We start from the raw sequence: 23703 nt of genomic DNA, 5'->3' as shown, positions 1-23703 counted from the left end.
ACTGTCAACTAATATGAAGATACGTGTAGGTTTTGGTTACGATGTACATGCGCTGGTGCCCGACCGTGAATTATGGATGGGTGGCATTCGGATCGAACATACGTTGGGTTTGTTAGGCCATAGCGATGCCGATGTGTTGATACATGCTATTTGCGATGCACTGCTGGGGGCTGCGAATATGCGTGATATCGGTTATCACTTCCCCGATACAGCCGGAGAATATAAGAATATAGACAGCAAGATATTATTGCGTGACACCATGAAGTTGTTGCGTGATGCAGGCTATGAACTTGGCAATATCGATGCCACCGTGGCAGCCGAACGTCCTAAGCTCAATCCTCATATCCCTCTGATGAAACAAACACTGGCAGAGGTGATGCAGGTGGACGAAGAAGATATATCCATTAAAGCAACGACAACCGAAAAGCTCGGTTTTACAGGCCGTCAGGAAGGTATTGCGGCTTATGCTACCGTGTTGATCACCCGTTGATCGTCTTTCTTTTTTAAGAATGATTTCAGTACGTTATGCCACCTGTTCTTTCAGGCGGCATTTTTCGTTTGTTTCATCTTGTTATTTCCCCGTTTATTTGTAGCTTTGATGTTGATAAAATAATAGAAAATGAAGAATAATGACTGGAAAGATCGTTTGGGTGTGATGTATTCTACCAACCCCGACTTTCAATATAATACAGGTGATGAAGCGGAAGAGGATACGATTCTCAAAGAAAAACAACTCTTACGTATCTCGTTGGATAAACGTAACCGAGGCGGGAAAGCCGTAACCCTGGTGACCGGCTTCCGTGGAACAACGGACGATCTTACCGCACTGGGCAAATTCCTGAAGGTGAAATGTGGGGTAGGCGGTTCCGCCAAGGATGGCGAAATTATCGTACAGGGCGATCTCCGCCAGAAAGTTCTTGAGATATTGCAAAAAGAGGGATACGTTAAATCCCGGATCATATAGAATAATGTAATTATGCTGACTGTTTACAGAGCCTCTGCCGGAGCCGGTAAGACCCATAAATTGACGGGTGAATATCTGAATTTGCTATTCGCCGGTGCGGGCGCATACCGTCGTATCCTCGCTGTGACGTTTACCAATAAGGCGACCGATGAGATGAAAAGCCGTATCGTAGAGGAGTTGTATAACCTCTCGTCCGGCCGGAAATCCGATTATGTGGACTCCCTGAAGTCTGCCTATTCGTTGACGGAGGAACAGGTACGTAAACAGGCCGGTAAGATATTAACGGATATTCTTCACGACTATTCGGCTTTCAATATCAGTACGATCGACCGTTTCTTCCAGCAGACCATGCGCGCCTTTACCCGTGAGATCGGTTTGCAGGGTGGCTATGGCATCGAAATGGATCAGGAGTTGGTACTGACTTCCGCTATCGACAACCTGCTGGCCGACCTGGAAAAGCCGGAAAGCAAAGAACTTCTGGGCTGGCTTCTCCGTTTTGCCGAAGACAAGATCGAGAGCGGTGGCGAATGGAACCTGCGTAAAGATATCATGTCGCTGAGTCGCGAAGTGTTTAAAGAAAGCTATAAGGCTTCGAGCGACGAAGTAGCAAAAGATATACAAGATAAGGAAGCCCTCGAGAACTATAAGAACGATCTCTACTCTATCATCCGTTCGGTAGAAGCCGAAGCTAAACGTCTGGGTGAAAGAGGACTGGAGATTCTGGGGAAATATGCCCTTAAGACTACCGACTTCAAAGGAGGTAGCCGTTCGCCGATGACCTTCCTCGAACGGTTGGAACGGGGAGAGATGAAAGATCCTTCCGCTACGTTTATCAGCCTGGCAGATAACCTGGATGGTTGTTTCGCCAAGACGACCCCGCAGGGAACCCGCCAGATCATCGGCTGTGCATTTGAAGACGGGTTGAATGACTGTATCAAGAATATTGTCGCCCTCTTCTCCAACCTGACTGCTTATAATACGGCGCGCGAAATAGTCCGCTATTATTATACCCTTGGCATCCTGACCGACGTTTCCCGGCAGATCGCTTCTTACCGGGAAGAAAAGAATGTCATGCTGATTGCCGATACCACCGAACTGCTAAACAAGGTGATCGGTGGCAGCGACGCCCCGTTCATCTACGAGAAGACGGGTACCCATGTGGATCATTATATGATCGATGAGTTTCAGGATACCAGCGGCATGCAATGGAATAACTTCCGTCCGCTGATAGAAGAAAGCCTGGGGCACGGCCGTGGTAACCTGATCGTAGGTGACGTGAAACAAAGTATCTACCGTTTCCGTAACTCCGACTGGAAACTGCTGGACGAGCAGGTGCAAACCGACTTTTCTCCCGAAGAGGTAAAGGAAGAAACATTGAAGGAGAACTGGCGTAGTTGCCGTAATATAGTGGAATTCAACAATACCTTTTTCACTTCCATCCCCGGTATCCTACAGACAACATACAATGAAAACCTGCTGACCTCTTCGCTCAGCGATGAACAGCGTGCTGCTTTTCTGACAAAGATCATGTCCGCTTATGATAGGAGTTATCAACAGGTACCGCCCCCCTTCCAGCAGAAGGACGGGCATGTCAGGATCGAATTTCTTTCCGGTGATGAAGACAGGGATTGGAAAGAGGAAGCCCTCGACCGCTTGCCGCAGGTGGTCGAACAACTGCAGGACAATGGGTATGCGCTGAAAGATATAGCGATCCTGGTTCGAACGAATATGGAAGGTGCGATGGTGGCGGATAAATTGCTTTCCTACAAGGAAGAAAACCCGTCCGACCGTTACAATTACGATATCATATCCGATGAGGCTCTGTTCGTCAGCGGTTCGCCTGCGGTACGATTTATGATCGCCCTTCTGCGTTATCTGAAGAACCCCGAAGATAAGATTAACGAACAAACCGCCTTATACTCCTACCGGATACTGAAAGGAGAGCCGGTGGACGCAGCAGACGGGACTGTCTGCTCTGTGCCTGTTTCCGGATTGGATTTCCCGCCGGAGATCGCCACTGAATTGTTGGCTCTCTCCCGCCAGTCGCTGTATGAAATATCCGAAGGGCTTTTCCGTCTTTTCTCCGGATATTTTCAGGATAATGAGCAGGTATTCGTACAAGCCTTCCTCGATATGGTATCCGAATATACCCAGAAGGAAAGTGCCGACCTGAGCCGTTTCCTGAAATGGTGGGAGGAAGCAGGCTATCGGAAAACGATCGCTACTCCCGATGCGCAGAATGCGATCCGTATCCTGACCGTCCATAAGTCGAAAGGACTGGGCTTTAAGGTGGTGATCATCCCCTTTGGAGACTGGGAGATCGACCATAAGCCGACAAAGCCCGTTATCCTTTGGTGCAAGCCGGAGACGCAACCTTTCAACCGCCTGCATCTGGTTCCGGTGCGTTACAGCCAGTCGCTGGGGAATACCATCTTTGCGGAAGACTATTTCCGCGAACGGCTTCATGCCTTTATCGATAACCTGAATACGTTGTATGTTGCTTTTACGCGTTCCAAAGAAGAGCTGATCGTCTTTTCCCCGCGTCCTAAAAAGATTAACGAAGGAACCGGAGAAGTGGAAAAAATATCGACTATCGCCGACGCTCTCTGGGCCGGCCTGCATTGGAAAGTAACGGATACTAAACAGGGAGAATCGCTAATGCCGTTGCCCTCTTCCTTCGATACGAAGGCCGGTCTTTTCGAATTGGGTAGCTGGTGGCATCCGTCAGCAGCCAAGAGCGACAGTTCGGCACCGGAAGAGGTTGAAATGATCCGTATCAACTCCATTTCTCCCGACGACCGTCTGCAACTTCGCCTGCATGGTAAAGGCTTTTTCTTCGATAATGAAAAGCGTAAACACGGCGCATTGATGCACGAAGTGTTGAGCCAGATACGAACCTGTGCGGACATAGAGTCGGCCGTGGAAAGTTACCGTCTGGCCGGTGTGATCAATAAAAATGAAGCAGGAACGCTGATCGCCCGTCTGGAAGAACTGTTGGATACACCGGAAGTCCTGCCCTGGTACGATGGGACTGCCCGTGTGCTGAACGAAGTAGATATCCTTTTCGGCAAGGGGTTGTCGAAACGTCCTGACCGGGTAATGATATCGGACGATAAAGTGGTGGTGGTCGATTATAAATTCGGAGACCTACAGGATAAGCGGCATCATAGCCAGGTAAAGAACTATATGAAGCTGATCCGCCAGATGGATTATGGCAAAGTGGAAGGTTTCCTCTGGTATGTCGAACAGGGAAAAATCGTACCGGTCGACAGCTGATAAACGGCAATAGACAGACATTTGTTCGTAATTATGGTTACAATTCATTTATCTGTCAACTGCGAACTGTCAATTGTCAACTGAATTGTTTTGTTATTCCGTAAAAATGAATACTTTTGCAGATTGTAATAAAAACGCAGTTTCAGAAAAAGAATGAAAGTACATAAAGAAGGAACAGGTCTACTACTTACGTTGTTTACGGTGTTGTTTATCGTGAATGTCGCATTATACCATACCGTCAGCAAGGAGACGTTGTTCTATTCCGTTGCTTCGGTATCGACCATTCTCTTTCTGCTGGTACTGAATTTCTTCCGCAGTCCGTTCCGTCGTTTCCCTTACGACTCCGAAGGACTGGTTATTGCACCCGCCGACGGTACGATCGTAGCGATTGAAGAGGTGATGGAGAATGAGATCCTTCACCGGAAATGCTTACAGATATCTATCTTCATGTCCGTATTCAATGTACATGCCAACTGGTTCCCGGTAAACGGCACAGTGAAGCACGTTTCCCATAATAACGGACGATTCATGGCGGCCTATTTACCGAAAAGCAGTACCGAGAACGAACGTTCGGCTGTTGTTATCACGACGAAGAGCGGAGTAGACGTACTGGCACGCCAGATTGCAGGGGCACTTGCACGGCGGATCGTTACCTACGCCAAAGTAGGAGAGAAATGTCATGTAGACGAACAAATGGGTTTTATCAAGTTCGGATCGCGTGTAGATGTTTATTTACCGGTGGGAACGGAAGTCCTGATCGAAATGGATCAGAAGGTTACCGGTAATCAGACTCCGATCGCACGATTAGGCAAATGTCCGTGCGAATGAGACCCGGAAAATATACGAAACAATGAATATCAGAAAACATATCCCTAATTCAATTACTTGCCTGAGTCTTATATCCGGTTGCATAGCTACTGTAGTGGCGTTGCAGGGAAATTTGTTATGGGCAGCTATATGGATCATTATTGCTGCTGTTTTCGATTTTCTGGACGGCTTTGCCGCCCGTTTGCTGAAAGCATACTCTCCGATGGGGAAAGAGCTGGATTCGCTTTCGGATATGGTTAGTTTTGGTGTTGCACCCGGTATGATCGTGTTCTGGATGCTGAGCCAGGCCAGTCTTCCTTTAGGGGAAATAGGTCGTTATATTCCTTATCTGGCCTTTGTGATCCCTACTTTTTCCGGTTTGCGGCTGGCGAAGTTTAATATCGACGAACGTCAGACGACCTCTTTCATCGGTATGCCTGTTCCGGCACACGCCCTGTTCTGGGCTTCGGCCGGATACTCTTTAGCTCCGTTGAGCCAGGCTAATAATGTCTTGTTTATCGTGGTTACGCTGGTGGTAGCGTTGGCTACCTCTTTATTACTTGTGTCTGAGATTCCCATGTTCTCGCTAAAGATCAAGTCGGTTGGCTGGAAAGGCAATGAAAGGCGCTATATATTAGTCGTTTGTGCAGTCTTGTTCGTCGCTTTCTTCGGTATGCTTGGTATAGCCGGAACTATTCTTCTCTATATCCTCTTGTCTATTTTTAACAAAAGACACTAAACAAGAGGTTTGGTCTATGTGTTTCTCTTTTAAACCAACTAAGTAACGAATATTATGTTTAAGTTTTTGTTTGTAATGTTTTTCTTCTTTATCCTGTTAGTTTTTCTGATGGGTTTCTCTATCCTGCGCACATTTAAGAATATGTTGTTCGGTAGCGGTAGCAGTAGCGGAAAGAAGGGAGAACAACGTCGTCAGACAAGCAGTTACGCTGGCGGACAGCAGTCGTCGCATGATACCAATGAGGAAGATTATGCAACTGCCAACCGTAAGAAGATCTTCGCAAAAGACGAAGGTGAATATGTTGACTTCGAAGAAGTAAAGTAAGCAGCAGACGCAACCGGGCGAGCAGATCGCCCGTTACCGGCGTTGCCGGAAGAATTTCTGCATCTCTTCCGCACACTCTTTCTCCATTACACCTCTTTTTACAACAGCCTTCGGGTGAAAAGCTTTCGGAGCATATTCCTGATATCCTCTTTTCTCGTCGCTTGCACCGAACACAACCGTACTTAGTTGCGACCATCCGATCGCTCCGGCACACATAATACAAGGTTCTACCGTAACATACAAACTGCATCCGGTCAGATATTTAGCCCCCAATACACCTACAGCCGCTGTGATAGCCAGCATTTCCGCATGTGCCGTCGGATCGTTCAACCGTTCCGTCTGGTTATGGGCACGGGCAATGATCTGATTGTTGCAGACAACCACAGCCCCGACGGGCACTTCTCCTTCAGCTGCGGCGGCACGTGCTTCCACGAGGGCCTGCTTCATAAAATATTCGTCGTTAAATGGATTCATCGTCTCATTTCGTTTTCCTTGAAAAGGGTAGGATAATCCTCTTCAAGCGTCTTGAGTATGTGTGAAAGAATGGTTTCCCTGTACCATCGGGATTTGTTTTCTATGCTATATCTGGCCAGATAGCGGTCGACGGCCTTCTGCTCTTCTTCGTTGAGCATAAAAGTAACCTTATGTACCCGTGGACGGTTGGGTTGTGGAGCTGAATATTTCCGTTTCTGTACCATAATGTGCAAATGTACAAGTGAAAGCGCAAATAAAAAAGAAAAACAGTATATTTGTGCAAATTAATAAGATGGCTGAAGGAAACAAATTAGGTAGAGACGGAGAGGCCGCAGCCCGCGACTTTTTGATTCGTCAGGGCTATACGGTTCTACATTCGAACTGGCACTGGCATCACTACGAATTGGATATTGTTGCCCTGAAAGACAACGAAATAATAGTTGTCGAGGTGAAAACACGTTCCGAGGATTTCCTTGTCTCTCCCGAAGAAGCTGTCGACAATAAGAAGATAAGGCGGATCGTAGCTGCTGCGGATGCGTACGTCCGGTATTTTAATCTGGATTGTCCGGTTCGCTTCGATATTATAACACTGATAAAGAGCGGTGACGGCTATAAGATCGAACATCTGGACGATGCCTTTTACGCTCCCTGCAGATAAATAAAACAGAGAATAGTATGAATATAGAAGAAGCCCGCGAATATTGCTTATCGCTGAAAAATACGACTGAGTGTTTCCCTTTCGATGAGGTCTCCCTGGTCTTTAAGGTCGAGAATAAAATGTTCGCTCTTCTGGCCTTGGATGCCGAAGAGCCTTATATTGCCCTGAAATGTAATCCCGACTATACGGAAGACTTACGCGAGCGTTACAGGGCAGTGGAACCGGCTTATCATTTCAATAAGAAATACTGGAACGGCGTTTACCTCGAACGTGATTTGTCCGATGACGACATCCGTCACTGGATCCATCATTCCTACCGTGAAGTAATAGCCAAATTGCCTAAAAAGATAAGAGAAGCATACGATGAGTGAAGAGAATGAAATGTCGCGCTTCATCCGTTTGAAGGAAACGACCTCTACCAACAATTATCTCCGTGGATTGGTAGGTAAGGAACAATTGCCGGAAGGAAGCGTCGTAGTCACCGACTTTCAAACAGCCGGACGCGGACAGGTTGGTAACTCATGGGAGTCGGAAGGGGGCAGGAACCTGATGTTCAGCGTTATCCTTTATCCTGACTTTCTGCCGGCCAACCGCCAGTTCCTGATCTCCCAGATCGCCGCATTGAGCGTAAAAGAAACGCTCGATCAGTATACGGACGACATCACCGTTAAATGGCCGAACGATATCTACTGGAAAGACCGGAAGATCTGCGGCATGCTGATAGAGAACGATCTTACGGGACAATCCCTGTTCTGTTCTGTTATCGGTATAGGTATCAATATAAACCAACAGGAATTCCGGAGTAATGCCCCTAATCCCGTTTCGTTGACGCAGATCACAGGCCGGGAGTACGACCTGAATGAGATACTGAACAGTTTCCTCGAACGTCTTTACAACCGCTACCTAGGTTTGATCCGGGAGCAGGAAGACGAGATACGCAACGACTATATGGCTGCTTTGTACCGTGGGAAAGGTTTTCATGCTTACCGGGATGAACAAGGAACTTTTCAGGCGCGTATCCGAGGCATAGAGCCGACCGGTCATCTGATCCTCGAACTGAATGACGGTGAAGTAAGACGTTATGCATTTAAAGAAGTTTCTACCGTTATAACTCCCGAATTAAGTTTGTAATTATTTTATCATTGAATTTTAATTTCTTGATCTGACGTAAAAGATTATATTTGTCAGTGCAACTTTTATGAAAAGCACTAAGTGTATGGAAGGGAGATCAGATATAGAGTTCGAGGACTTGTATAAGAGGTTTTACAGGAAATCTTTCCTTTTTACCATGTCGTATGTACATAACGAAATGGTAGCGGAAGATATTACATCTGAAGTACTTATCAAGCTGTGGGCGGAACTCCGCCGCGGAGGAATAAACAACCCTGATGCCTTTCTACTGACTCTCCTGAAGAATAAAGCACTCGATTATCTGAAACATGAAGTGATCCGGGAAGAAGCTTTCAATCATATGAAGACCGCCCATCAGGAGGAACTGGATATGCGTATCTCCATGCTGGAGTCTTGCGATCCGGAAGAGGTCTTTACGACTGAGATCCAGCAAATAATCCGTACCACCCTCTCCACTTTCCCCGAACAGACTCAACTTATTTTTGAAATGAGCCGCTTTGATAACAAATCGAATAAGGAAATAGCGGATGAACTGGGCTTAAGCGTAAAAAGTATTGAATATCATATAACGAAAGTATTAAAGGCTTTGCGCGTTAGCTTGAAAGACTATCTCCCGATATTTTATTTCTTCTTTTTTTTCAAATAAAATGACTTTTCATTTAGGGATGCACGGCTATCAATCGTCGATATGATTGTAAGGCTAATTATATCTTATACAAAACAGATGGATCAGGAACTAATAAAGAAATATATAACAGGTTGGGCTTCAGAAGAAGAGAAAATGCAGGTGCTGGCCTGGGCGAAGAGTGACAAGAGGAACATGTCGGAGCTTCAGGCGATGCATAAACTGTATAATGTCACTCTCTGGCAACAACGCGACGTTATGAAAGGCCGGAAGAAAACGACAAGGCTGAATTTTCCGTTGTTTACGAAGATAGCCTCTGTCGCAGCCGTTTTCCTGCTGCTGTTGAGCATGAGCTGGTATATATTCGATTTGAAACGGCAGTTGCCGGAGACAGCCATGCAAACGATCTCCGTACCGCCTGGCCAACGTGTGGAGCTGACACTGGCCGATGGAACCAATGTGTGGCTTAATGCAGGTACGACCTTCACTTTCCCGAACAATTTCTCTTCAGACGATAGGGAAGTGGAATTGAACGGAGAGGGCTATTTTACAGTGAGCCGGAATGAAAAGAAACCATTTATCGTGAAAACCTCTACCTATAATATAAAAGTATTGGGCACGGAGTTCAATGTAATGGCCTATGCCAAAGCCCCGATGTTTGAAGTCGCCTTGCTGAACGGATCGGTGGAAGTCTATTCGGAAACGAAACACCAGAAAGTACTTCTGGAACCAAATACACAGGTTCATGTAGAGAATGACCGGTTGGTGAAAGGCCCGATTTCCCATTTCGACAACCTGCTTTGGAAAGACGGCGTGATCTGTTTCGACGATGAACCCGTAGACCGGATGATTGAAAAGCTGGAATTATACTTCGACACCCGGATTACCGTAGAGAACGAAGCTTTCAAGAAAAAGAGATATACCGGAAAGTTCCAGGCAAAGAAAGGCATCGAGCATATCCTGAACGTATTCCAACTGAAAGACCGGTTTGTCTACGAAAAGGATGAAGAGAATAATACGATAACGATCAAATAGTAATAGATCAAATAGTAGTAACCTTAAAAGAAATGCCTATGAAGTAGATACCATCAGTAAACACAAAACCGGAAAAACGCGCCAACGTTCTTCCGGCAAAGAAGTTAATACCGTGTAATTGCGTTAAACTTAGTACTAACTAATACAGATTTTAAAAGTATGAAAAATATTTCAGATGGGGACAGCTATGCCCTGTTAAAACCTATTAAACGAATAATTAATATTATGAAACTAACCTTTTTAGCTCTTTTCTTATGTGTGACAGGGCTGTTTGCTACCGGAGCTTCTTCCCAGGTGGCGAAGGTTACGATAACAGCACAGTCGACTCCTTTCGGGGAGATCCTATCCAATATCGAAAAGCAGACTGACTATTATTTCGTCTATGACAAGCGGGATATTGACCTGAACCGCAAGGTTTCGATCGATGCCCGTGAGAAGACGGTAGAGGAAGTCCTTTCCACAATCTTCCGGAATACAGATATTGTTTATGCGATGAAAAGCAACAATATTATCCTGATGAAGAATAACGACCGGATGTTGGCGATAATGCAACAGGCCAACCGCAAGACTATAACCGGTGTCGTGCTCGATCCGCAGGGTGAATCCATTATCGGTGCGAATGTGATGGAAAAAGGAACCAGCAACGGAACTATCACCGATATAGACGGTAGCTTTACGCTCGATGTAGCACCGAATGCAACCCTTCAGGTTACTTACATTGGCTATATGGCACAGGAAGTACCGGTTAAAAACCAGACTTCAGTCCGTATCTTGATGAAAGAGGACACACAGAACCTGGAAGAGGTGGTGGTAGTCGGTTATGGAGTGCAGAAGAAAGCCAACCTGACCGGAGCTGTCTCTGTCGTTTCTTCAAAAGACCTGAAAGACGTATCCAGTTCTTCCGTATCACAAGCCTTGCAAGGTAAATTATCGGGCGTTGTTATTACGAAGAGCAACGGACAGCCGGGAGCAAGCTCGGATATCCGTATCAGAGGTATGGGTACGTTTGGTGATAATGCCCCGCTGGTCGTTATCGACGGTATTCCGGCTGATGGCGGATTGGAAAGTATCTCTTCTTCCGATATCGAGTCTGTCAATGTGTTGAAAGATGCGGCCTCGGCAGCGATCTACGGTTCGCGTGCGGCAAATGGTGTAATCCTGGTAACAACAAAAAGAGGAGTTTCTGAAAAAAGCAGTATCTCTGTAGACGGTTATTTCGGCTTGCAGCGCATCACCCGGTATCTGGATATGTGTAATGCCGCAGAATTCGTGGAACTTCAGAATGAAGCGATAGCCAATGCAAACCGCTGGATCGGCGGAAGTAATATCACCCCCTATTTTACAAATGATCCTGCTTCTTACGGAAAAGGAACCGACTGGGGGAAGGAACTGTTCAGTGTCGCTCCGACCTATAACGTGAATGTCAGCGCCCAGGGTGGAAGCCAGAACTCCTCTTATTATATGTCCGGCGGTTATGTCGACCAGGAAGGTATTCTGGAAAACACATCTTACAACAAGGCAAACTTCAGGATCAACAACGATAACAAATACGGGGAACGTCTTTCCTTCGGTACCAGTATCAATCTGAGTACCAGTTTGCAGCATGGAACATCGAATGCTGCGGGTGATGCTTATAATGTTTCTCCGACCATTCCGCTTTATGAAGCAGACGGGATAACTCCGGGCTATGACAAACATCCCGGTGAGACAGGTATCAACCCCGTTTACATGGCAAATTTGAGTAATCCGGATCATCGTACTTATAAGGTGTTGGGTAATATCTATGCCGAATATAAGATATTCGACTTTCTTCGCTTCCGCATCAATGCCGGACTTGATTTCAACTATTATGAAAAGAAATCGTTTACCCCGACTTATAATATTGCCGATAAATATGGAAATACCCGTTCGAGCTACGAAGAAACACGTGGCAAGAATGTTACCTGGCTGACGGATTATCTGCTTTATTTCGATCATACTTTCTCTTCCAAACATTCTATCGACGGTATGGCGGGTTTCTCTCAACAGCTTACCACCGATGATGATATCTACGGCAAAGCCTACGACTATGTGTCGGAATCCAAGAATATGCAGATACTGAACGGTGGAACGAATCCGACCGACTCCCGCAACAGCGGTGCCAAAAGCCAGCTGGCAATGATGTCCTGGTTCGGACGTATCAACTATAACTTTGCCGACCGTTATCTGCTCTCCTTCAATCTTCGTGCCGACGGTTCTTCCCGTTTCGCATCCGGCAATCGCTGGGGTTTCTTCCCTTCATTCTCCGGTGCATGGCGTATCAGCCAGGAAGAGTTCTTTAATGTTCCCGCTATCTCTAATCTGAAGTTGCGTTTGAATTGGGGACAGTTGGGTAACCAGTCCGTATCAGGCAGATATCCTACTATTGCCACGCTGAGCAATATGAGTGTGCTGATGGGGCAAGGCGGCTATAATCATAGCATTGTTCCGGGTTACTATGTTGCCAACCTGGTGAATAAGGACTTGAAATGGGAAACGACTACTATTACTAATGCCGGTGTAGATGTGGGCTTGCTGGATAATCGCCTGACGGCTTCAGCCGAATATTACGATAAGCGTACTTCCGGTATCCTTCGTCAACAGGTTATTCCGGGGACAGTTGGCCTGGGAGCCCCTAACGTGAACTTCGCTAAGGTGGCTAACCGGGGTGTCGAACTGGAAATCAACTGGCAGGATAAAATCAATAAAGACTTCACTTATTATGTCGGAGCCAATATCAGTACGGTACGTAACAAGATACTCCAACTGAGTGACGGTAAGGATGAGGAACTGCGTGACGGTGGCCACCGTGACACTTACATCAACAAGGTCGGCTATGCGATCGACTCATTCTATGGTTGGGAAATGGAAGGTGTATATGCCAGCCAGGAAGATATCGACAACTCGCCTGCCTATGGTAGTGCTATTGTCGGCTCGATAAAGTTCAAAGATCAGAACGGAGATAAGAAGATAGATGCGGACGACCGTGTGATACTGGGAAATTCAATTCCTAAAATGACATTCGGTTTCAAGTTGGGCGCACAATATAAGAACTTCGATTTCTCTATGTTCTGGCAGGGCGATTTAGGCAAGAAACAATTTATGCCATACGAGAAATGGGTGAACGACGGTAGTATAAACTATGGAAGATGGTGGTATGAAAACCGTTGGAACGGAGAAGGAACGCCCGGCAAGTGGCCGGCTGTAATCTGGGGTGGTGCCTATTCCATGTATCAGATGAATGACTTCCTGTTGACGAACTCCAGCTATGCCCGTCTGAAAAATCTTTCCGTCGGTTATTCGTTCGATGTGGTCAGTAAGTATAAATTCAGAGTATACGTAAGCGGTGAAAACCTGGTAACGATCACTAGTAAAGGATTCTATGGATACGACCCTGAAAGAAGTGGAACAGCCCAGTATAACAATTGGGCATACAGTTACCCTGCTGCAATGACCTTTATGATTGGTGCAAATATTAAGTTTTAAACAGTAAAAATACGAGAATATGAAAAGGTTCGAAATATATATAATCGCATTGATGGCCGTATTGTCTTCCTGCAGTGATTTCCTCGACAGGGAGCCGTATGGAGAACTTTCTGAAGATAACTTTTATCAGAATAAGGATCAGGCAGTGTATGCCGCCAACGCCTGCTATAAAACTTTGCAGACCCTGAACGGCTTCTGGGCGACCGGTGTGCAGATATTCGGTGACTTATGTTCGGATGATTGCACGCAAAACGGTTCGATCGATGCGTCCTATGCCCGCGCTAGCTTTGATCCGGGCGATAATTATCTGGTAACAGGCTCTTTTGTAAATGCCTATACCGGTATTGCCCGCTGTAATATCGGTATCGAAAAGGTCTCAAATATGCCGGACGATAAGATCAGTAGTGAGGACAGAAACAGGATCGCTGCTGAAATGCGTTTTATCCGCGGTTACTGGTATTATCACCTGATCCGTCTGTATGGTGATGTGCCTATCTTGCTGACCCAGGTGGATTTGAAGGATGAAGCGGCTTTGCATCCGGCCCGTTCCTCTGTGGATGAAGTTTATGAAAAAGTGATTGTGCCCGATCTTACCTTTGCCGCCCAGCACTTGCCGTCTTCTTATGGTTCGGAAGATGCCCCGCGTGCAACGTCGGGAGCTGCTTATGCCTTTCTTTCGGCTGCCTATCTCTATCGTCAGGACTATACCAATGCGATCAAAGCGGGTGAGGAAGTGGTGAAGCTGGCGGACGAAGGTGTTTATGAGTTGTTGGCGGATATGGAATCCATTTATATGGAAACGAATGAGTACAACAAGGAATCCATCTTTGAAGCATCCTTCAGTAAAGACCAACAGAACTGGAAGACCCGTTATTTCGGGACGGTAGAAGGTGGTTTCTGCCGTGGAGAGATTTATACGACTCACTTTAACCCGACAGCCAACCTGAGGGATGCTTATGCCCTGATCGACGGTAACCCGATAGGAAAAGATGTAAATTCTTTGTATGACGCGGCCGCTTACTGGAAGAACAGAGATCCCCGCTTTGATATCACTTTCTACACGCCGTTGGATGTCTCTACCCATCGTACGACAGGCGAACCGCTTGTTTATTCGATGGACTGGCTGCTGAATAAAGAAGGGGGTGTCGACTTCCAGAAGAATACCTTGTGGTATGGGCCGAACGAAACGAACGTAGGGTTGAATAATATCCTGATGCGTTATGCGGAAGTCCTGCTTAATCTGGCTGAAGCTTATATACAGACCGGTGATTTTCAGACCGGAGCCAAGTATATCAACCAGATCCGTACCCGTGCCCGCAACTATGCCCTGGCGCATCCGGATAAATATATTCCTGCCGGACTTCCTGAAAGTAAGGTTCTGCCGGATATTACCATCAGTGGCAAGGAAGACGGTATGGAGAAGCTGCGCTACGAACGCCGTGTTGAATTTGCCGGTGAAGATGTGCGTGGTTACGACCTGCGCCGTTGGAATATCGAAGAGTCGACATGGGCGAAAGTTCAAGGCTTTACATGGGATAAAAAGATGAGTTTATTGCCCATCCCGAATACGGAAATAAGCAAGAACCCTAACCTGAAACCTCAGAATCCGGGTTATTAAATAAGTCATAAGGTATATCGAAAGGTTTTATGCGCTTTTTGATATACCTTTGTTTTCAAACATAAAAACTAAAAGAATGAAACGTTTATTCAACAGCAGGTCTGTCCTTTTTCTTTTCTTATTACTGGTTTGTTCCGGCATCTATGCCCAGACATCAAACTCTTACGAACGCGACTGGCGCACGGATCGTCAGAAGATAAAGATCATCTCTTACAATATCATGGATGGCTTCAGTAACGGTGCGGACAAAGACCGTATCGCCCGTTTTACCGCTTGGGTTAAGGAACAATCGCCTGATGTCCTGGCATTGAACGAACTTTGTGGCTTTACCGAAGCCAAACTGAAAGAACTGGCTGCCGGATACGGCCACCCGTACGCTGCCATCGTAAAGGAGAATGGTTATCCGGTGGGACTTACTTCTAAAACCCCGATCCAGGTAATCGATCGGAAAATAGACGGTTACGGACATGGACTGTTGCATTGCAAAGTACTCAACATGGACTTTCTGGTGACGCACCTGAACCCGTCCGATCGCTTGAAACGCAAGCAGGAAGCAGACAATATCGTCAACTATATAGCCGATAACCGGTTAACCGACTGCCTGCTGATGGGAGATATGAACGCCCATTCTCCTTTCGATGCTTCCTGGACAGACGAACATCTGGAGAATTATGCTGTAATATCTACTTTCATGGCCGCCTCGCTACACGACATTTGCTATATGTTCACCGCTGACGCTCAGCGTTATTCCTTCCCAACGCGTATATTAGCCAGTTCTCCGAAAGGGGATGCCTTGCGCCGCCAGCAGGAACGGATCGACTTTATCTTTGTCACCGACAGCCTGCGTCCTAACTGTGTTGATGCTCAAATCTACAACGGCTCTGATACGGATTACCTGTCCGACCATTACCCGGTTGGCATTAGTATGTTTATCCCGAAAGAATAATTTCTTACATGTTTCGAAAAACAACTATCACACTATCACGAATTTGTTTGATGCCTTTATAATCAAGCTTCGTGGCGGTGATAGTTGCTTTTTTCAACTATCACTCATCTATCACCAACTATCACTGTGTCTGTAAGTGTCTTGTCCTGAAATAGGTTGTCTGCTAATAGTGTCTTGTCCTGACTCGTTCCGATTAATCCCTTTTCATAGGATATGTAAGCCTAAAAGAGCTTATATTTAAACGTTTTCCTCCCATATTTTGAATATGTAATACTTGCTTTACTAAAAAGTAAGGCTTGCCTTTCATATATGTAACCTATGCTTTGCAATTATGTAATTTATGCTTTACAATTATAAAATACAGGACAATCCTCCTAAAATGTCCTATCCTTCAACCTTAGCTTTCCCAATGAAAATGCTTAGTTATGCTGATGTCCTCAAAAAGAGTGCTAAGAGGATATGAGTGACGCCATATTTGAAGGTGGCGTCATCTGTAAGTGCTGTAAAAACAGTGACTTATGTTTGCGCAGGTATCTATGACACCACAAGGGGAAAAACTATTATATATATTTAGGTACGCGCGTACATTAATATGTTTATTATAGATAAAATAATCTATAAATAACACTGAAGGCTATGAAATATAATGGTTAGAATGTGATTATGGACTGACTAGAGAAAACGATCGTTTATTCTCGTCTACAAAAGTAATTATAAGTTTTGAAACACCAATTCTTTTATAAAGATATTTTCCATTCTTATCTTCTTTCTTATCAAGACAATAGCAAAGTCTGTACAAAATTCACTCTTTTGATTACCAATTGTCTTTAATCAAAAATGGATGACGAGAATAAACGATCGTTTTATCTAGTCACTGTATTTAGTCTGATGTCTGTAAACGATTGAACAAGAACTATTTCATTAACACTATTATTAATATTAAAATTTAGATTATGAACAAAAAGTTTTCTACTCTTTTGGCTGGTGCTGCGCTTTTAGTTAGTGCAGTGTCTGTTAATGCACAGGGGATTGCTTATGCCGACTTGTATACCAATTTGGCAAAGTCCACTGCAGTAGACAAATTGAAGGCTAACGACAACGGCCTATATCAATTGTCTAATAACAATGGTGCTGCAGCTGCGACTGATAGTGTACTTTACATGACGAGTGCCGGAAAATTGGAATTTGTACCAGCTCCGCTTTCTTCTGATAGTTTGGCTAATACGCTTTGGTGTGTTAGTATAACTGCTCCTTCTTCTCAAGGACAGAGCTACAAGTATGACTTCCTTAACAAAGGTACAGGCCAGCGTCTAGATATTACAATGGAAGGTAATATCGCAGGTTTTAAGCCAACTCAAAATCCTGCTGAAGCATTAATTTCAGCAAATGATTCTGTAAAAGTTGGTGGCGAAATTGCAGGTTGGGCATTTGCCGGAAACTATGAAACATCCTTATCGAAGGATAACTTCATTTATTCTTATTTCTCAAAAGACTCTGTTGTAGGTTTAGCTGTACAGGAAGATGGAGTTTTCTTAGTAAAAGATTTGGCTGAAAACGCTATCAGACAGTCTAATACTAATTTCAAGAAGTTTACTTTGAGAAATGCTGCTGAAATCGTATTGAAAGCAGAGCAAATCAATACTCTTTTTGGTCAGCAGGATGCAGATAAAGGCGTTGCATTAAGTTTCAATCCGGATGTAAACAAAGTGAGTCAGAAAAATCCGTTTGCAAATAAAGATTCTAAATTCTTTGCAGAACAGGTTATAGATGCTTCTTCCAGTGATTCTGTAAACTATGTTTATGTGAAAAATGCTGCTGATTCTTATTTGAAAGTTGATACAGCTTTAGCCAATACAACAGGTACTAAGTTTTTAGCTTACGACTGGACTAATCTGGCTTCAGATAAGTTGAATGGTAATGCGACTGCTCAGGACTCATTGAACAAGTCTGCTTTGAAAGCTCAATATCAATTCTTGTTTACTTATAAACCTTCTGTTGATAGTGTAAGTATTTATGTACATCGTGCTACATTCCAGACTCCTACAGGCACAAGCTGGACAAACTCAGCTGATACAGTAGGTTTTTCTAATGCACATGTGTCTATTCAAGACTTGGTTAAAGCGGATCAGATCCGTATTATTACAGTAGATTCTATTGCTCAGAATACTCATATCACTCTTGGTTATAAGGGTTGTTCACCGGTTAATGATAACAGAACTTCTGCAGATAACGGTTTGTATATCATTACAAATAAGAAGGGTCAGGTTTTAGCCGCTCCTATCCATAAGAACGGAGTTATTGAATGGGTAACATTGGATACTCAGGAGCCGAAATTTATGCCGGCTTATCAGTGGCTGGTTGGAAAGACTCAGGTTGCTGAATCTTTGAAAGAAACATCTCCAATCAATATAGTGAACCGTGAATTTGAAGGAAAGAGTGCAACTATTCAGTTGTATAAGAACGAAGATGGTACTATTACCTCTACTTCAGATTTGTTCTCTTTAGCTAAAGATCAGTTTACATTTACTCAGATTACTGACTCTGCTATTATTAAAGATGAAAATCTCGGTTATAAATATGTAAATGAAAATGACCTGGATGTGACTAAGTATAAGTTCAATTATTTGCATCCGTACTCTCAAGAAAAATATATTGGACTGAAAGACAGCAAAGACTCAGTTCTGTATGTAAAAGATGCAGTAGGCGCATTTACCTTGAAGAAGGGTAACTATGCTACTTATGGCGTTGATCCTACTGCTGTTAAATATGTACCTGGTTTGGCTCAGTTGCATAGAATGCAGTATGTGATTGCTATGAATAATGATACATTAGTTGCTGCAGCAGAAGATAAGTATGCTATGGGCAACATTGGTGTTGCTGCTATTGATAGCTTCTATTTTAAAGCAAATAACTACTTTGAAGGTAAAGATTTTTATGCAATTATTCAGGCAACAAGAGGCGCAAATGCAATTGCTGATAATGCACAGAAAGCAGGTGTAGCTGATGATGGCCTGTCTGCTATTTTGAAAGTTCAGGATTTGACAGAAACAAGAACTTCCGCATTTACTGTTGAGCCTCTTGATGTTCCTCTATACAGACGATTCAATTCAGCTAAGTTGGAAGGTAATGAAGGTGATGCAACTGATACATTAAGATTTGTTGAAAGTTATCGTGGTGAAACTTTACAGATTGAGGGTAATCCTTCTTTCGTTGTACCAGGAATTGATTTCTTGGGTGTTTATACAGAAGATAAAGCTCCTTCAGGTTTATCATTTATTGTTGATACAGCTTGGGTTAATCGTGGTTTAGGTTATATCAAACCTCAATATTTGATTTCTATCGAACGTAATGATCAACCGGCAAAAGAAGGAACTCCTTGTACTGAAGCTGGTCCTCATATTGACGCTAACGGTAATATCACTGATGATGCTTCACAATGTATTCACGGTACTCCTGCAACTCCGGGATTTGAAAGAGGTAAATATCTTGTAAACTTTACAGATTCAGCAGCAGTTAATGGTGATTATAAATGGAAGGGATATTCTCGTGTAGGTTTTGTTAATGCTATTCGCGTTGCTGATACATTATACATCCTGAGAGATCAATTTGTAAATCTGCCTAATGATAAGATCAACTTTGATGCAATCAAAAAAGCTGATAAAGATGCTGTTGCTAAAGGTGGTAAATCTTATATCCATCGTTTGGATAATGATAAACACAAATTGGTTACATGGTCAATGCGTTTCATGGATCCTAATATTGCCGCTAAAGAGGTTGAAGAAGATAGAGCATTCCTGATTGAATCAATGAAGAAAGATGCAAATGAAATGGATATTGCTCCTGAATATGCTTCATGGTTGAAGAACCAGAATGGTTGTTTAGTATTGTCTTCTTATGACTCTAACTTTAACGATATTAAAACTGGTGGTGATGATGCATTAGTATTTAATGTAAAACATGTTGCAGACGATGAAATTGCTACTGACAACGAAGCTGTCACAACTACTACAGTTTCTGTTGTTGCTGGTAACGGTCAGGTAATCATCAACGGTGCTCAGGGTAAGAAAGTTACTATCAGTAACGTTCTTGGTCAGACAATTGCTAACACAGTTCTTTCTTCTGATAATGCTACAATCGCTGCTCCTGCCGGTGTAGTTGTAGTGGCTGTAGAAGGCGAAGCTGCTGTAAAAGCAATCGTTAAATAAGAAATAATGAAATAAATTCTAAATTACCACCACGTGGTTGACTGGTATAGACGTTGCGTGCAGCGTCTATACTCCAACCAATTACCCCGCGACGGGCGAACAAGTGGTCGTATTAATACTAAAGTAATAAAATAAAGTTCATCTGTCGGTACCTCTGCGAAGAGGGGACACAGATAAAAAACAAACCCCGATAGAGTAATCTACCGGGGTTTCGTTCGTTTATAAAGGTACCTTTATTTACTTTGTTTTGCTTTTTCGGCCAGGTGTTCAACACGGTCGGCTACATATTCAGCCTGGTTGATGCCTTTGTCGACCGCATCTTTGAATTTCTTTTTTGTTCTGTCAGCCAATTCACTCATGTCATCATGGATACATTTGAATTTGCCGTCGTCCTCCATTTTGCGAAGCACATAACCGATTGCAATACCTGCAGCGATACCTATTAATACATTCTTCATAACTACTAAATTTTTAAATGATTCTACTTGGTTTCTTTTATATATGAAACAGTAGTTTGGTCTGTATTGTTCAAAACAACGTTTCCCTGTCTCTTTCCTCTGAAAGTAGCAGGGAAACGCTAAAGTTAGGAAGAAGGTTTGGCCAATATTCTTAGTGTTTTCAAAATAAGGAATAAAGCGTGTTTCATGTCTGGTGCAAATGTAGGGTGGGCACGTTACAATGTTGCTTCATACACGATACAGTTTTATTAAATAATACCCGAATAATTCAGTGCTGATATTGTTTGCTGATCGAAATACTGTATTTTTGCAGAAGAACAATTAAAAATCAAAAAATAGCAAGATGGCACAATACAAACGAATTCTTCTGAAGCTGAGCGGTGAGTCGCTGATGGGAGGGAAACAATATGGTATAGACGAAGTTCGTCTGAACGAGTATGCAGCACAGATCAAAGAGATTGCTGAAATGGGTGTTCAGATCGGTATCGTGATTGGTGGCGGTAATATCTTCCGTGGCCTGAGTGGTGCATCCAAAGGTTTCGACCGTGTGAAAGGCGATCAGATGGGAATGCTGGCAACGGTTATCAACAGCCTTGCATTGAGTTCTGCTTTGGTGGCACAAGGCGTAAAAGCAAAAGTCTTGACTGCGATCCGTATGGAACCGATCGGCGAGTTCTATAATAAATGGCGTGCCATCGAATTGCTGGAACAAGGCAATGTCGTGCTTATGTCCGGCGGTACAGGAAACCCGTTCTTTACGACCGATACAGGCTCTTCCTTAAGAGGAATCGAGATCGAAGCCGATGTCATGCTGAAAGGAACCCGTGTAGATGGTATTTATACAGCCGATCCCGAAAAAGATCCTACAGCTACTAAATTCTCCGATATCACGTATGATGAAATATACACCCGTGGCCTGAAAGTGATGGACTTGACTGCCACTACCATGTGTAAAGAAAATAACCTTCCGATCATTGTCTTCGATATGGACACCAACGGCAACCTGAAAAAGGTAATGAGCGGAGAGAATATAGGCACGCTGGTTCATAATTAGTATCCTATTCTGTATAACAGATATTCAGCCTCTTTCCATAATTGCATGGGAAGAGGCTTTTTTTGTGCCTGAAAATGAAGGATGATACAATTGTTATCGTGTTTACGACATTTGTGATAGCTTCCTGAAAAGATATTATCCTATTTTTGTGCTTTAAGTCAATGTAAAAAACAAATCTGGAGATAATACATGAAAAAACAATTGTATCTGGCATCGATATGCCTTGGTTTTCTATTCTTGTCTTTTTCCTGTAAGGAGGAGGTTCAAATGGTTTCTTTATCGACTTTGCTGGATGAAATGGTTTCGGCGGAAGCGGTGGCACGTGTGCCGTCCCCTTATTATACGACTCACCAGGTAAGTAGTTATGACAGGCGTTCCGTCCATCCTGATTCCGCGTACTGGTTTGCCAATAATGATGGTTTCGGTATTGTCCGAACGGATACGATAAACAACCGGATTGAAAACGTACTCTTTGATGAGGAAGGCCCCGGGGCAATCACACGTATCTGGCTGACTACAATAAACAAGAGCGGTACGATGCGTTTTTACTTCGACGGGGCAACAGAGGCGCAATGGGCAATCCCTGCCTACGATTTGATGCGGATCAATATCCCGTTAGGTCGAGGATTATTACAACCTCATACCAGTTACACGCCAGATGGAAAAGGAGGAAATACCTTATTCCTTCCGATACCTTATGCCAAAAGCTGTAAGGTTACCTTTGAATATCCCGAAGCGGTGGAGCCGACTCCCAAATATTATCAGATAAATTATAGAAAATATCCGCAAGATGTGGTTGTGGAGACATTCTCCGCCGAAGGAGCGATGGCCATTCAGGATAAGATTGCCGAGGTGGATAAAACCTTGCTTGCTCCTCCGACCTATAAAGCGGGTAAAACCGTATCTGTGTCCGAACAGGTTTCCGCCGGGCAGTCTTTGTCGTTGTCGGAATTACCGCAGGGTAACCAGGCTATCCGGAATCTGGATATTCAAATAGATATGGCAAACAAGGATGCGTATGCCGTCGTCATGCGTCGTGTTATTTTACAGATTGAATTCGATGACAAAACAATGGTGTGGGCTCCTCTCAGTGACTTCTCGGCGGGCGGTGTCGGTGCACCTTATGTGGATAGCTGGTATTTATCCGCTGATGGAAAAGGGACGGTGACGAGCCGTTGGGTGATGCCTTATCAGAAAGAAGCTAAGATAACGCTTATCAACTATTCGGATGAAACGATCGATGCTTCTGTCAATGCACAGGTCGATCAATGGAAATGGGATGACCGTTCGCTCTACTTCCATGCTTCGTGGAAACAGGAGCAAGGCATACCGGTTACCAATGAGTATGATAATGACTCGCAATGCCTGGAATGGAACTTTGCTACGATAAAAGGGAAAGGCGTTTATATGGGCGACCTGCTGTCACTGTATAACTACTCGCCAGCCTGGTACGGTGAAGGGGATGAGAAGATCTGGGTGGATGATGATACGTTCCCTTCCCATTTTGGTACTGGGACGGAAGATTACTATAATAGTTCATGGGCTCCGGTTGTACCTTTTCATACTCCGTTCGGCGGTGCGCCACGTGCGGATAAAGAAAGTTCTGCCGGATATAATGCTTTCTTCAGAACCCGTAATCTGGATGCCATTCCTTTTACTGAAAGTTTCCGCTTCGATATAGAAATGTTGAGCTGGGTAAAAGGTACGGTCGATTATGCGACAACGATATACTGGTATGGAGAATATGATGCGAAGGCCGAAAATACATCCGGTCTGGAAGAGATAACCGGATATAGGTTCCCTGAATATCAAGATAAAATGGAAGAAAGGTAGTTCTTGATATCTTCCGGATCTTTCCTATCTTTGTCTTGGATTTCCATATCAA

20 protein-coding genes are annotated in these 23703 nt (G+C 44.2%); 17 read left to right on the top strand and 3 right to left on the bottom strand.

What is annotated here, in order from left to right; all coding sequences use genetic code 11:
* The first annotated feature begins 13 nt into the window (after positions 1-13).
* The 6 genes from ispF (at position 14) to HMPREF1212_RS19025 (ending at position 6110) form a co-directional block, all read left to right on the top strand.
* The gene (ispF, locus tag HMPREF1212_RS19050) at positions 14-490 is read left to right on the top strand and encodes a 2-C-methyl-D-erythritol 2,4-cyclodiphosphate synthase (protein WP_028727227.1); all 477 of its coding nucleotides are present in this window, start codon (positions 14-16) and stop codon (positions 488-490) included.
* Between the two features lie 129 nt (positions 491-619).
* Positions 620-964 carry a translation initiation factor gene (locus tag HMPREF1212_RS19045; protein ID WP_028727226.1) on the top strand — a complete coding sequence of 115 codons (345 nt, stop codon included), beginning with the start codon at positions 620-622 and terminating at the stop codon, positions 962-964.
* A gap of 12 nt (positions 965-976) precedes the next feature.
* A complete protein-coding gene (locus tag HMPREF1212_RS19040; RefSeq protein WP_046150698.1) occupies positions 977-4240 on the top strand; it encodes a UvrD-helicase domain-containing protein in 3264 nt (1087 codons plus the stop codon).
* A gap of 153 nt (positions 4241-4393) precedes the next feature.
* A complete protein-coding gene (locus HMPREF1212_RS19035; protein WP_046150697.1) occupies positions 4394-5068 on the top strand; it encodes a phosphatidylserine decarboxylase family protein in 675 nt (224 codons plus the stop codon).
* A 22-nt stretch (positions 5069-5090) separates the two neighbouring features.
* Positions 5091-5786: a CDP-diacylglycerol--serine O-phosphatidyltransferase gene (gene pssA / locus HMPREF1212_RS19030; protein ID WP_028727223.1), complete on the top strand. Its 696-nt coding sequence runs from the start codon at positions 5091-5093 to the stop codon at positions 5784-5786.
* A gap of 54 nt (positions 5787-5840) precedes the next feature.
* Positions 5841-6110, top strand: a complete 270-nt coding sequence (locus tag HMPREF1212_RS19025; RefSeq protein ID WP_046150696.1) for a DUF4834 family protein — start codon at positions 5841-5843, stop codon at positions 6108-6110.
* 33 nt (positions 6111-6143) lie between these two features.
* On the opposite strand, the gene HMPREF1212_RS19020 is transcribed toward HMPREF1212_RS19025, so the two are convergent.
* On the bottom strand, positions 6144-6584 hold the full coding sequence (locus HMPREF1212_RS19020; RefSeq protein WP_046150695.1) for a nucleoside deaminase: 441 nt from the start codon (positions 6582-6584) through the stop codon (positions 6144-6146).
* Positions 6581-6808, bottom strand: a complete 228-nt coding sequence (locus HMPREF1212_RS19015; protein ID WP_028727220.1) for a hypothetical protein — start codon at positions 6806-6808, stop codon at positions 6581-6583. The genes HMPREF1212_RS19020 and HMPREF1212_RS19015 overlap by 4 nt, the downstream gene beginning before the upstream one ends.
* 68 nt (positions 6809-6876) lie before the next feature.
* Here HMPREF1212_RS19015 and HMPREF1212_RS19010 point away from each other — a divergent pair, with 68 nt between their 5' ends.
* From HMPREF1212_RS19010 to HMPREF1212_RS18970, 9 genes are all read left to right on the top strand, one after another.
* A complete protein-coding gene (locus tag HMPREF1212_RS19010; protein ID WP_028727219.1) occupies positions 6877-7242 on the top strand; it encodes a YraN family protein in 366 nt (121 codons plus the stop codon).
* A 17-nt stretch (positions 7243-7259) separates the two neighbouring features.
* A complete protein-coding gene (locus HMPREF1212_RS19005; protein WP_046150694.1) occupies positions 7260-7613 on the top strand; it encodes an MmcQ/YjbR family DNA-binding protein in 354 nt (117 codons plus the stop codon).
* Entirely contained in the window at positions 7606-8373 is a 768-nt protein-coding gene (locus tag HMPREF1212_RS19000; protein ID WP_046150693.1) for a biotin--[acetyl-CoA-carboxylase] ligase, read from the top strand. The genes HMPREF1212_RS19005 and HMPREF1212_RS19000 overlap by 8 nt, the downstream gene beginning before the upstream one ends.
* A gap of 67 nt (positions 8374-8440) precedes the next feature.
* Positions 8441-9019 (top strand): RNA polymerase sigma-70 factor, encoded by a 579-nt coding sequence (locus tag HMPREF1212_RS18995; RefSeq protein WP_028727216.1) that lies wholly within the window; start codon positions 8441-8443, stop codon positions 9017-9019.
* Positions 9020-9097: 78 nt separating this feature from the next.
* Positions 9098-10033 (top strand): FecR family protein, encoded by a 936-nt coding sequence (locus HMPREF1212_RS18990; protein ID WP_028727215.1) that lies wholly within the window; start codon positions 9098-9100, stop codon positions 10031-10033.
* A 225-nt stretch (positions 10034-10258) separates the two neighbouring features.
* Positions 10259-13537: a TonB-dependent receptor gene (locus HMPREF1212_RS18985; protein WP_046150692.1), complete on the top strand. Its 3279-nt coding sequence runs from the start codon at positions 10259-10261 to the stop codon at positions 13535-13537.
* 19 nt (positions 13538-13556) lie between these two features.
* Positions 13557-15155 (top strand): RagB/SusD family nutrient uptake outer membrane protein, encoded by a 1599-nt coding sequence (locus HMPREF1212_RS18980; protein WP_046150691.1) that lies wholly within the window; start codon positions 13557-13559, stop codon positions 15153-15155.
* 76 nt (positions 15156-15231) lie between these two features.
* Complete coding sequence (locus tag HMPREF1212_RS18975) at positions 15232-16101, top strand: endonuclease/exonuclease/phosphatase family protein (protein ID WP_046150690.1); 870 nt, start codon at positions 15232-15234, stop codon at positions 16099-16101.
* 953 nt (positions 16102-17054) lie between these two features.
* Complete coding sequence (locus HMPREF1212_RS18970) at positions 17055-20306, top strand: DUF6383 domain-containing protein (protein ID WP_046150689.1); 3252 nt, start codon at positions 17055-17057, stop codon at positions 20304-20306.
* Between the two features lie 233 nt (positions 20307-20539).
* On the opposite strand, the gene HMPREF1212_RS18965 is transcribed toward HMPREF1212_RS18970, so the two are convergent.
* Positions 20540-20764 (bottom strand): hypothetical protein, encoded by a 225-nt coding sequence (locus HMPREF1212_RS18965; RefSeq protein ID WP_028727210.1) that lies wholly within the window; start codon positions 20762-20764, stop codon positions 20540-20542.
* A gap of 343 nt (positions 20765-21107) precedes the next feature.
* Here HMPREF1212_RS18965 and pyrH point away from each other — a divergent pair, with 343 nt between their 5' ends.
* Both pyrH and HMPREF1212_RS18955 read left to right on the top strand, forming a co-directional pair.
* On the top strand, positions 21108-21818 hold the full coding sequence (pyrH, locus tag HMPREF1212_RS18960; protein WP_046150688.1) for a UMP kinase: 711 nt from the start codon (positions 21108-21110) through the stop codon (positions 21816-21818).
* A gap of 189 nt (positions 21819-22007) precedes the next feature.
* Positions 22008-23651: a glycoside hydrolase family 172 protein gene (locus HMPREF1212_RS18955; protein ID WP_046150687.1), complete on the top strand. Its 1644-nt coding sequence runs from the start codon at positions 22008-22010 to the stop codon at positions 23649-23651.
* Positions 23652-23703 lie beyond the last annotated feature (52 nt).

The sequence above is a fragment of the Parabacteroides sp. HGS0025 genome (assembly GCF_000969845.1).
Lineage (GTDB): Bacteria > Bacteroidota > Bacteroidia > Bacteroidales > Tannerellaceae > Parabacteroides > Parabacteroides gordonii.
This window is presented reverse-complemented; position numbering and strand designations above follow the sequence as displayed.

Bases quoted from the DNA above. Each gene is read 5' to 3' on its own strand.
- ispF (WP_028727227.1), top strand. From the start codon at position 14: ATGAAGATACGTGTAGGTTTTGGTTACGATGTACATGCGCTGGTGCCC.
- HMPREF1212_RS19045 (WP_028727226.1), top strand. From the start codon at position 620: ATGAAGAATAATGACTGGAAAGATCGTTTGGGTGTGATGTATTCTACC.
- HMPREF1212_RS19040 (WP_046150698.1), top strand. From the start codon at position 977: ATGCTGACTGTTTACAGAGCCTCTGCCGGAGCCGGTAAGACCCATAAA.
- HMPREF1212_RS19035 (WP_046150697.1), top strand. From the start codon at position 4,394: ATGAAAGTACATAAAGAAGGAACAGGTCTACTACTTACGTTGTTTACG.
- pssA (WP_028727223.1), top strand. From the start codon at position 5,091: ATGAATATCAGAAAACATATCCCTAATTCAATTACTTGCCTGAGTCTT.
- HMPREF1212_RS19025 (WP_046150696.1), top strand. From the start codon at position 5,841: ATGTTTAAGTTTTTGTTTGTAATGTTTTTCTTCTTTATCCTGTTAGTT.
- HMPREF1212_RS19020 (WP_046150695.1), bottom strand. From the start codon at position 6,584: ATGAATCCATTTAACGACGAATATTTTATGAAGCAGGCCCTCGTGGAA.
- HMPREF1212_RS19015 (WP_028727220.1), bottom strand. From the start codon at position 6,808: ATGGTACAGAAACGGAAATATTCAGCTCCACAACCCAACCGTCCACGG.
- HMPREF1212_RS19010 (WP_028727219.1), top strand. From the start codon at position 6,877: ATGGCTGAAGGAAACAAATTAGGTAGAGACGGAGAGGCCGCAGCCCGC.
- HMPREF1212_RS19005 (WP_046150694.1), top strand. From the start codon at position 7,260: ATGAATATAGAAGAAGCCCGCGAATATTGCTTATCGCTGAAAAATACG.
- HMPREF1212_RS19000 (WP_046150693.1), top strand. From the start codon at position 7,606: ATGAGTGAAGAGAATGAAATGTCGCGCTTCATCCGTTTGAAGGAAACG.
- HMPREF1212_RS18995 (WP_028727216.1), top strand. From the start codon at position 8,441: ATGAAAAGCACTAAGTGTATGGAAGGGAGATCAGATATAGAGTTCGAG.
- HMPREF1212_RS18990 (WP_028727215.1), top strand. From the start codon at position 9,098: ATGGATCAGGAACTAATAAAGAAATATATAACAGGTTGGGCTTCAGAA.
- HMPREF1212_RS18985 (WP_046150692.1), top strand. From the start codon at position 10,259: ATGAAACTAACCTTTTTAGCTCTTTTCTTATGTGTGACAGGGCTGTTT.
- HMPREF1212_RS18980 (WP_046150691.1), top strand. From the start codon at position 13,557: ATGAAAAGGTTCGAAATATATATAATCGCATTGATGGCCGTATTGTCT.
- HMPREF1212_RS18975 (WP_046150690.1), top strand. From the start codon at position 15,232: ATGAAACGTTTATTCAACAGCAGGTCTGTCCTTTTTCTTTTCTTATTA.
- HMPREF1212_RS18970 (WP_046150689.1), top strand. From the start codon at position 17,055: ATGAACAAAAAGTTTTCTACTCTTTTGGCTGGTGCTGCGCTTTTAGTT.
- HMPREF1212_RS18965 (WP_028727210.1), bottom strand. From the start codon at position 20,764: ATGAAGAATGTATTAATAGGTATCGCTGCAGGTATTGCAATCGGTTAT.
- pyrH (WP_046150688.1), top strand. From the start codon at position 21,108: ATGGCACAATACAAACGAATTCTTCTGAAGCTGAGCGGTGAGTCGCTG.
- HMPREF1212_RS18955 (WP_046150687.1), top strand. From the start codon at position 22,008: ATGAAAAAACAATTGTATCTGGCATCGATATGCCTTGGTTTTCTATTC.